11 protein-coding genes are annotated in these 8,770 nt (G+C 65.4%); 8 read left to right on the top strand and 3 right to left on the bottom strand.

Translation table 11 applies throughout. From position 1 onward, the window contains the following. Positions 1-47 precede the first annotated feature (47 nt). Positions 48-836 (bottom strand): lysophospholipid acyltransferase family protein, encoded by a 789-nt coding sequence (locus HP547_RS04315; protein WP_172285606.1) that lies wholly within the window; start codon positions 834-836, stop codon positions 48-50. Continuing rightward, positions 836-1,591: an L-ornithine N(alpha)-acyltransferase gene (gene olsB / locus HP547_RS04320; RefSeq protein ID WP_172227439.1), complete on the bottom strand. Its 756-nt coding sequence runs from the start codon at positions 1,589-1,591 to the stop codon at positions 836-838. The genes HP547_RS04315 and olsB overlap by 1 nt, the downstream gene beginning before the upstream one ends. A gap of 159 nt (positions 1,592-1,750) precedes the next feature. On the opposite strand from olsB, the gene HP547_RS04325 reads away from it, so the two are divergent. The 6 genes from HP547_RS04325 to HP547_RS04350 all read left to right on the top strand — a co-directional run bounded on the left by HP547_RS04325 (position 1,751) and on the right by HP547_RS04350 (position 6,594). Further along, entirely contained in the window at positions 1,751-2,638 is an 888-nt protein-coding gene (locus tag HP547_RS04325; protein WP_172227441.1) for an acyl-CoA dehydrogenase, read from the top strand. A gap of 168 nt (positions 2,639-2,806) precedes the next feature. Beyond that, complete coding sequence (locus HP547_RS04330; RefSeq protein WP_172285607.1) at positions 2,807-3,886, top strand: serine hydrolase; 1,080 nt, start codon at positions 2,807-2,809, stop codon at positions 3,884-3,886. Next, complete coding sequence (locus tag HP547_RS04335) at positions 3,883-4,179, top strand: amidase (protein WP_172227445.1); 297 nt, start codon at positions 3,883-3,885, stop codon at positions 4,177-4,179. Before HP547_RS04330 ends, HP547_RS04335 begins: the two co-directional genes overlap by 4 nt. A gap of 44 nt (positions 4,180-4,223) precedes the next feature. Then, positions 4,224-4,805: a YceI family protein gene (locus HP547_RS04340; RefSeq protein ID WP_172227447.1), complete on the top strand. Its 582-nt coding sequence runs from the start codon at positions 4,224-4,226 to the stop codon at positions 4,803-4,805. 1 nt (position 4,806) lies between these two features. Further along, positions 4,807-5,964: a phosphatidylserine/phosphatidylglycerophosphate/cardiolipin synthase family protein gene (locus HP547_RS04345; RefSeq protein ID WP_172285608.1), complete on the top strand. Its 1,158-nt coding sequence runs from the start codon at positions 4,807-4,809 to the stop codon at positions 5,962-5,964. Between the two features lie 51 nt (positions 5,965-6,015). Beyond that, the gene (locus HP547_RS04350; RefSeq protein ID WP_172285609.1) at positions 6,016-6,594 is read left to right on the top strand and encodes a DJ-1/PfpI family protein; all 579 of its coding nucleotides are present in this window, start codon (positions 6,016-6,018) and stop codon (positions 6,592-6,594) included. A 123-nt stretch (positions 6,595-6,717) separates the two neighbouring features. Here the strand turns inward: HP547_RS04350 and HP547_RS04355 are convergent, their stop codons facing one another. Further along, positions 6,718-7,116, bottom strand: coding sequence for a nuclear transport factor 2 family protein (locus HP547_RS04355; RefSeq protein ID WP_172285610.1), 399 nt, complete (start codon positions 7,114-7,116; stop codon positions 6,718-6,720). A gap of 115 nt (positions 7,117-7,231) precedes the next feature. Between HP547_RS04355 and HP547_RS04360 the strand changes: the two genes are divergently transcribed. Further along, entirely contained in the window at positions 7,232-7,822 is a 591-nt protein-coding gene (locus HP547_RS04360) for a GNAT family N-acetyltransferase (RefSeq protein WP_172231525.1), read from the top strand. Next, positions 7,819-8,691, top strand: coding sequence for a carbon-nitrogen hydrolase family protein (locus HP547_RS04365; protein ID WP_172231522.1), 873 nt, complete (start codon positions 7,819-7,821; stop codon positions 8,689-8,691). Before HP547_RS04360 ends, HP547_RS04365 begins: the two co-directional genes overlap by 4 nt. Positions 8,692-8,770 lie beyond the last annotated feature (79 nt).

Genomic DNA, 8,770 nt, shown 5'->3' on the forward strand with positions numbered 1-8,770 from the left:
CGCGCGGGCGGCGCTGGATCTCACAGGCGCTGCTTATGTTGTGGCACTCAAGCAGCCCGCGCCTGCCGCCGTGGTGCTACCTCAACGTCTTCAACCCCAAACAGCGCCAGGTGAATCGCCTGCTGCGCCTGCACCGCCAGCACCGCGCGTTCCTTGCCCACACTACCGATCGGTTGCAGCATGTGAATGCAAACCTCACCCCGCGGCTGGGCAAACAGGCGCATCAGGTGCGACACCATGTCGTCATCGCCAATGAACGGCGCAATCGTGTCGATCTGGCCATCGCGCAGGTACTGGATAGCCACCGGCTGCACCGCCACCCCACGGTCGATGGCGCCTGCCAGCAGACGCCCATGAAAGGTGCGCAGGCTGCGGCCGTTGGTGGTGGTGCCTTCGGGGAAGATCAGCAACGGCCGGGCCAGGCCCAGTTGCCCGGCGATCTGCTCGCGCAGGCGCTGGCTGTCGCCGCCGCCACGGCGGATGAACAGGGTGCCGGCTTTTTCCGCCAGCCAACCGGCCACCGGCCAGTGGCGCACTTCAGCCTTGGACAGGAACGACAGCGGCAGCAGCATGCCCAGCAACGGTATGTCGGTCCAGGAAACATGGTTGCTGACCCACAGCATCGGCCGTTGCGGCAGCGCGCCCACCACCCGCACATCGAAGGGCAGGGCGGCGACCAGGCGTTTCATGAACAGGCAGCTCCAGCGCTGGCGGCGCTCGATCGGCGCCTTGAAGCCCAGGCGCTCGCCCACGGCGATCACGCTGGCCATCAGCATGCCCAGAAGCAGCACCAGCAGCAGGCGAGTGAGGCGGGCCAGTGCCCGCAACTTCGGCATCAGACCGCTGCCTTGAAGTGGCGGGCGTAGCGTGGGCACAGATCGTCACGCTTGAGCAGGATGAACACGTCGGCTACCTGGAAGTCTTCGTCCCAGCACGGCTCGCCGCAGATCTTCGCGCCCAGGCGCATGTAAGCCTTGAGCAGTGGTGGCATTTCGGCGATGACGTTGCCGGGCAGGGCCAGCTTCGGCAACGGGTTCTTCGGCTCGGCGCGCAAGTGTTCGGTGCACAGGTAGCGCTCACGCAGGCGCTGCATCACAGCGTGGGCCTGCACGCCGCCGTCCTGCATAGGGATGCTGGCGCAGCCCATCAGGTAGCTGTAACGGCCCTCGTTGAGCACTTCGGCCAGTTCGCCCCAGAGCACGGCAATGGTGCCGCCGTTGCGGTAGTCGGGGGCCACGCAGGTACGGCCCAGTTCGAGGATCGGGCCCTGCAGTTGCAACAGACCGTGCAGGCTGAATTCTTCTTCGCTGTAGAAACGGCCCAGGCTGCTGGCGGCCTGATGGTCGAGCAGGCGGGTAGTGGCGACCAGCTTGCCGGTGCTCAGGTCGCGTACGCCAATGTGGCGGCAGTGCACGTCGTAGTCATCCATGTCCAGGCCTTGCTCGGCGCCTCTGAGCCGGGCCTTGAATTCTGCGCTGAACACTTTGTAGCGCAGGGCCTGGGCTTCTTGCAGGGCCGCGGCGCCAACCAGGCGTTCGGCTTGCAGACGGCGTTCAGTGCTGTTGTCGCCAGAGTGAGCGATCCGAGTCATTACGAGTCTCCATAAGCCAGCCATGAAGGGTTGCGGCCGGTCGGCTTTGTTGTGCAAAGTCAGCCTAGGTAGACGCGGTGTCACCCCCGTGAATGTTTGGTGATGCTTGCGTGACACCCCCGAAAGCCTTCACCGAAAGCCCCAGCGAGGAGCTGTCCAATGGCTTGGTTGCAACGACTCAACGACCCGCATCGGCAAACGCTGGCGGGCTCCCTGGGCGAGACCTACGCCGCGCTGCTTGAGCGCCTTGGCCCGGTTGTCCCGTTCGAACTGGCAGTTCTGGGAGGGCGCGCGATGGCCACCCCGGGGCTGGCGTTTCTGCTGGGCTATCAGGCGGCCTTGCGCGTGCTCTGGCCCAGCGCTCCGTCCAGTCTCGGGGCCCTGTGCGCGACCGAGCGGCGCAGTGTGCGGCCGGCAGACATGCGCACGCGCCTGGAGGATTTGCGCCTGACAGGCAGCAAGGACTTCGTCACTGCAGGGCTGGAGGCGCAATGGTTGCTGGTGGCGGCGCGCAGCGAAGCGCCCGGTGCGGCGCCGCAGTTGAACCTGGCAGTGGTGTACCCCGGGGTGCATGGCGTGACCCTGGAGCCACTGCCGACCCTGCCGCTGATGCCAGAGGTTGGCCACGGGCGGGTGCTGCTGGATCATGCCGCCTGCGAGTTGCTGGCCGGTGATGGCTGGGATGCTTATGTGAAGCCGTTCCGCTCGCTGGAGGACCTGTACGTGCTGACCGCATTGACGGCCTGGCTGTATGGCGTAGGGCAGGAATGCGCCTGGCCGCAAGGGTTGCGCCTGCAGTTGCTTGGGCTGCTGGCCGGGTGCGCCGAGGGCAGTCGGCAGTGTGCCGATAGCGTGGCTTGTCATTTGTTGCTGGGCGGGCTGTTTGCGCAGTTTCAGGCGTTGCGCGGGGAAATCGATGCGGCATTGGCGATGGGGCCGGAACACTGGGCACAAATCTGGCAGCGTGACCAAGGGGTAATGGCGCTGGCTGCGGCGGCGCGGGAGAAGCGGCTGAACAAGGCTTGGACTGCTGCGGGATTGTCATGAATGCCTGATAGGTTGTCGTGAACTATTGAATCCTGGGGCCGCTTTGCGGCCCATCGCCGGCAAGCCAGCTCCCACATTGATCGCGCAATGCCCGAGGTATATGCCGTACCTGTGGGAGCTGGCTTGCCGGCGATGGGCTGCACAGCAGCCCCAACGCAGGCGAACGCGATGAAGGCACTTCTGCTGATACTGGCGATGATTACGGGTTGCGCCTGGGCGGAGGCATGGCCTCAGCCTGACTGGCCGATCGATAAGGCTAACCTCAACTGGCAAGCCGTCGACGCCTACGCATTCCCCGCAAACCCCACCTCCGAGCGCAGCGGCATCCGCACCGATGCCCTGCTGATCATCCGCGACGGCCGTATCCTCCACGAGCGCTACGCAGCCCCCACCACCGCCGCCACAGCGCACCTCACCTGGTCGGTCAGCAAGAGCGTACTGGCCACGCTGCTGGGCGTCGCCCAGGGCGAAGGGCGCTTCCAGCTGCAAGACCCGGTCGCTCGTTTCTACCCGGCCATGGGCGCCCACCCCGGCGTGCGCATGGCCGACCTGCTGCACTGGGCCAGCGGGCTGGACTGGCAGGAAGACTACGAGTACGCCCCGCTCAAATCCTCGGTGGTGGCCATGCTGTATACCCGTGGCCGCGAGGACATGGCGGCCTACACGGCAGCGCGGGGCACGGCGGCCAGCCCCGGCCAGCGGTTTCTCTATTCCAGTGGCGATACCAATCTGCTGGCTGGCGCACTGCGCGGCATGCTCGATGCCGGGCAGTACGCCGATTACCCCTGGCATGCGCTGTTCACTCCGCTGGGTATCGACAGCGCAGTGTGGGAGCGCGATCGCGCGGGTACCTATGTCGGGTCTTCCTATCTCTACCTGAGCGCCCGCGACCTGGCCCGAATAGGCCTGCTGATGCAGCGCGACGGCCAGTGGCAGGGCCGGCAACTGCTGCCCAAGGCCTGGGTGGCCTTCAACCGCACGCCATTTGCCCTTGCCCAACCGGTACCCGGCGAGGCCAACCCCGGCGGCCACTGGTGGCTCCACCAGCCACTGGGCGGTGCCCAGCGGCCTTGGCCGAATGCGCCCGCAGACACCTATGCCGCCTTCGGTCACTGGGGCCAGGCGCTTTACGTGCTGCCCGCGCAAAAGCTGGTGATCGTGCGCTATGCCGATGACCGCGACGGCAGCTACCGCCACGATGAGCTGCTCAAGCGGGTACTGGCTGCGTTGGCCGGGGAGGGTGCATGAAGCGCATGTTGTTGCTGGTGCTGGCGGGGCTGTTGTACTGGGCCTGGCAGGAGCGCCAGGCCCTGGCAGACTTCCCCGGCATCCTCTCGGCCTACTCGGCCAAGGAATATTGTTCGTGCCGTTTCGTCATGGGCTTCGAGCAGGCGTATTGCCTGGGCTATGTGCAGCAATGGCTGCCGCTGAGTTCGCTGGAGGAAAACAGCCAGCAGCGCCAGGTGACCGCCGAGGGCCTGGGCCGGCGCAACCAGGCTGCCTGGCAAAGCCAGCGCGAGGGCTGCCGCTTGCTGCCGTGAAGGCGGGCGGGTAAGGTTGGCGGCTTGGTTTCACGAGATCTGTCATGTTCAAGTTGCCCCGTCTGCTACCCGCCCTGTTGCTGGCTTTTTGCCTGCCCGCCCACGCCAATTGGCACCTCGATGGCGAATCGTCTCGCCTGTCATTCATCACCGGCAAGAACGGCGACACTGCTGAAGTGCATCGCTTTCTGGTGCTGCATGGCAAGGTCGACCGCAAGGGCGTGGCGGGGCTGAGCATCGAGATGGACTCGGTCAGCAGCGGCATTCCGTTGCGTGACGAACGCATGCGTGACGGCCTGTTCGAGGTCGAGCGCTTTGCCGAGGCCAAGGTGCAGGCGCAACTGGATCTGCAGCCGATCAACGACCTGGCCAACGGTGCGCAGATCGAGCTGCGCCTGCCACTCACTGTCACCCTGCACGGCCAGTCGCACAGCTACAACGCGCTGTTGCTGGCCACTCGGCTGGACGAACGCCGTTTCCAGGTCGTCACCCTGGAGCCTGTGGTGCTGCGTGCCGAGGACTTCGGCCTGCTGCCAGGGCTGGAAAGCCTGCGCAAGTTTGCCAAGCTCACGTCCATCAATCCGTCGGTACCGGTTAACGCGGTACTGATTTTCACCGCGCGCTGACATGCCGGGGCCGGTCTTCCCCTGGCGGGATGGCAATCAGTTCGAACTGCTGATCGACGGCCCCGAGTTTTTTCCGCGCATGCTCACCGCGATAGTGCGCGCCGAATTTCAGGTTGACCTGGAGCTGTATCTGGTCGAGGCCGGCGCCTGCGCCGAGGCGGTGGTCGAAGCGCTGGAACAGGCCGCCCGCCGTGGGGTTCGGGTACGCTGCCTGTTCGACGACTACGGCTCGTTGGCATTCAACAGCAAGTTGCGTCAGCGTCTGCTGGACGCGGGCGTGTACCTGCGCTGGTACAACCGCCTGCGCTGGAAGCGCGGCCTGCGCAACCTGTACCGCGATCACCGCAAGCTGCTGCTGGTGGACGAACGCTGGGCGGTGGTCGGCGGCACGGGGGTTACCGACGAGTTCTGGACGCCGGGCGACCAGACCAGCGAGTGGCACGAGGTGATGGTGCAGATGCAAGGGCCGGTGGTAAGCGACTGGCAGCTGCTGTTCGACCGCCAGTGGCACGCCAACAACCGCCGCACCGCCTGGCGCCCCGCCGAAGGCTTCGGCCTGCCGCGCCTGCCCAAGGTGCCTGCACAAGGGCAGGGCATGGCACGGGTCGCCTATGCCGACGCCCGTCAGCATCAGGACATCCTGCATTCGTTGGTGCGGGCCCTGAACAGTGGCAAGCAACGGGTGTGGCTGGCCACGCCGTACTTCCTGCCGACCTGGAGCGTGCGCCGCTCGTTGCGCCGCGCCGCCAGCAAGGGCCTGGATGTGCGCCTGCTGTTGACCGGCCCGCGCACCGACCACCCGTCTGTGCGCTACGCCGGGCATCGTTACTACCCACGCCTGCTGCGCGCCGGGGTGCGCATATTCGAATACCAGCCCTGCTTCCTGCACCTGAAGATGGCTGTGGTAGACGACTGGGTCAGTGTCGGTTCGTGCAACTTCGACCACTGGAACCTGCGCTTCAACCTGGAAGCCAACATCGAGGCGCTGGACCCACCGTTGACCGCCGCAGTGGTGGCCAGCTTCGAGCGTGACTTTGCCCACAGCGAGGAAGTCGACCTCGCCCACTGGCATGCCCGGCCACTGTGGCGGCGCGTCAAGCAGCGGGTATGGGGCTGGCTGGACCGGCTGGTGGTCAACCTGCTCGACCGGCGCGACTGATAGCGGCTATCGTGCATTGACTGTTCACGGGCAATGCAAGGAGTGGGTGCGATGACGGCGAAGAAGATTCTCATGCTGGTCGGCGATTACGTCGAGGATTACGAAGCGATGGTGCCGTTCCAGGCGCTAAGCATGGTCGGCCACACGGTCCATGCCGTATGCCCGGAGAAGGTGGCGGGGCAGACCGTACGCACGGCGATCCATGACTTCGAGGGTGAGCAGACCTACAGCGAAAAGCCCGGGCACAATTTTGCCCTGAACCATGACTTCGTGCGGGTACGGCCCGAGAGTTACGACGCGCTGCTGATCCCGGGTGGCCGCGCGCCGGAGTACCTGCGCCTGGATGAGAAGGTACTGGAACTGGTGCGTGCATTCGACAAGGCCGGCAAGCCGATTGCCGCGGTGTGCCATGGCGCCCAGTTGCTGGCTGCGGCTGGCGTGCTGGAAGGCCGTGAATGCAGCGCTTACCCGGCCTGTGCGCCGGAGGTGCGACTGGCGGGGGGAACGTTCATCGACATCGCTGTGGACCAGGCGCATGTGGACGGCAACCTGGTGACGGCACCGGCGTGGCCAGCGCACCCGGCATGGCTTGCAGCCTTCCTGAAAGTGCTGGGTACCCGTATCGCCTGACCGGGCCACTTCGCGGGCATGCCCGCTCCCACAGGATTACCACTGACTCCGGGAGCAGTGGGATCCCTGTGGGAGCGGGCGTGCCCGCGAAGAGGCCGGTACAGACAATGGAGCTTGTCAGGCTCAGGCAACCTGCTCAACCCAGTCATTGAGGTTGTAGTAGTTGCTCACCCGCGCAATCTTGCCGCAGTGGATATAGAAGAACGCCCCCGCCGCCAGCACATAGGTCTGCCCGTTGGCCGCCGGCAACCCCTCGTCATCGGCCAGGTATTCCCCATGCACGGTGAACTCCGCCGCCGCACGGCTGCCGTCGGCGTTCTGCATCACCACGATATCGGCCAGGCGTTCACGGTAGCAGCGGTTCATCTTGTCCATGAACGCGGCAAACCTGGCCTTGCCCATCTGCCGCTCACCCTGGTTGATGTCGTGAATCACGTCTTCGCTGAGCAGCGCCAGAAAGCCCGGCATGTCGCCAGCGTTAAAGGCGGCGTAGTAAGCATTTACCAGTTCGGTAGCGGTCATGGAACAATACCTGTCGTGTAGGGAAAAGGCGGGACGTTGCCTCGGATGATAGGGTTTCCCCTCAAGCCCGGCTTAGCCGAGCGCGTCATCCACATCGACAAAACGACCGCCAAGCATGGAAATACGCCTGTTGCACGGCGCCGCTATCGCGCCTTACATCGATGACCTCGCTCGCCTGCGCCTTACCGTGTTCCGCGAGTTTCCCTACCTTTACGACGGCACCCCGGCGTACGAGGCCGACTACCTGGCGAGCTATGCCCGCTCCGGGCGCAGCCTGGTGGTGCTGGCGCTGGACGACGGCAAGGTGGTCGGTGCCTCCACCGGCCTGCCGCTGGTGGATGTTGCGCCGCAGTTTCAGCAGCCGTTCCTGGCCCAGGGGCGCGACCCGGCCAGCGTGTATTACTTCGGTGAGTCGCTGGTATTGCCGCAATACCGTGGCCAGGGCCTGGGGGTGCGCTTCTTTATCGAGCGCGAGTCCTATGCGCACAAACTGGCCGAGTTCGACTACTGTGCTTTCTGCGCGGTCGAGCGGCCCGGCGTTCACCCGCGGCGGCCTGCGGACTACAAGCCGCTGCATGGCTTCTGGCGTAACCGCGGCTTTCTGCACGACCCGTCGCTGCGCACCCGCTATGCCTGGCGCGACCTGGACGAGCAGGAAAGCTCGGAGAAACTGATGTCGTTCTGGCTGAAGGAACTGCCGATATGATCCACCTGGCGGCCTGCCAGTACGCCATTGAGCTGCATGAAACCTGGGACGCCTATGCCGACCATTTGCAAGGCCTTTGCGCCGAGGCGGTGGAAATGGGCGCACGCTTGCTGTTGCTGCCGGAGTACGCCGGGCTGGTGCTCAGTGGCCAGCTGAGTGCCGAGCAGCGGGGGGACCTGAAGGCGTCCATCGCCGGCATCCAGCCGTTGATCGAACCTTGGAAAGCGCTGTGCGAGAGCATTGCCCGACGCTGGGGTATCTACCTGCAACCGGGGAGCATGCCAGTGCTCGACGGCGATGGGTGCTACCGCAACCGTGCCTGGCTGTTCGGCCCCAAGGGCGTACTCGGCTACCAGGACAAGCTGATGATGACCCGCTTCGAGCGCGAGCAATGGGGTATCACCGCAGGCCAGGGATTGCAGGTGTTCGACACCGAACTGGGGCGCCTGGGGATCCTGATCTGCTACGACAACGAGTTCCCGATGCTGGCCCGGTGCCTGGCCGAGGACGGTGCCGACCTGATCCTGGCGCCGAGCTGTACCGATACCGAGGCGGGTTATCACCGGGTGCGTATCGGCGCCCAGGCGCGGGCACTGGAAAACCAGATTGCCGTGTTGCAGAGCCCCACGGTCGGGCTGGCGCCTTGGTCGCCAGCGCTGGACGAGAATCAGGGCCGGGCAGGGCTGTTCGTGCCGCCGGATCATGGGATGCCGGGGGATGGGGTGCTGGCGCTGAGTGAGGACTTGAGCCCGGCTACCAGCCAATGGCTGGTGTGCGAGCTGGATCTGCAGCAAGTGCGGCGGGTGAGGACGCAGGGGCAGGTGTTTACCCGCAGGGATTGGCCGCAGCAGTTTGACAGAGTGCTTTGAAGGCAGGGGCGGCCTCTTCGCGGCGGTTCGACGCCTCGATGAAGCCGCTCCCACAGGGGGAATGAGGCCCCTGTGGGAG

The sequence above is a fragment of the Pseudomonas sp. CM27 genome (assembly GCF_013179515.1).
In the GTDB taxonomy this organism is placed as follows: Bacteria; Pseudomonadota; Gammaproteobacteria; order Pseudomonadales; family Pseudomonadaceae; genus Aquipseudomonas.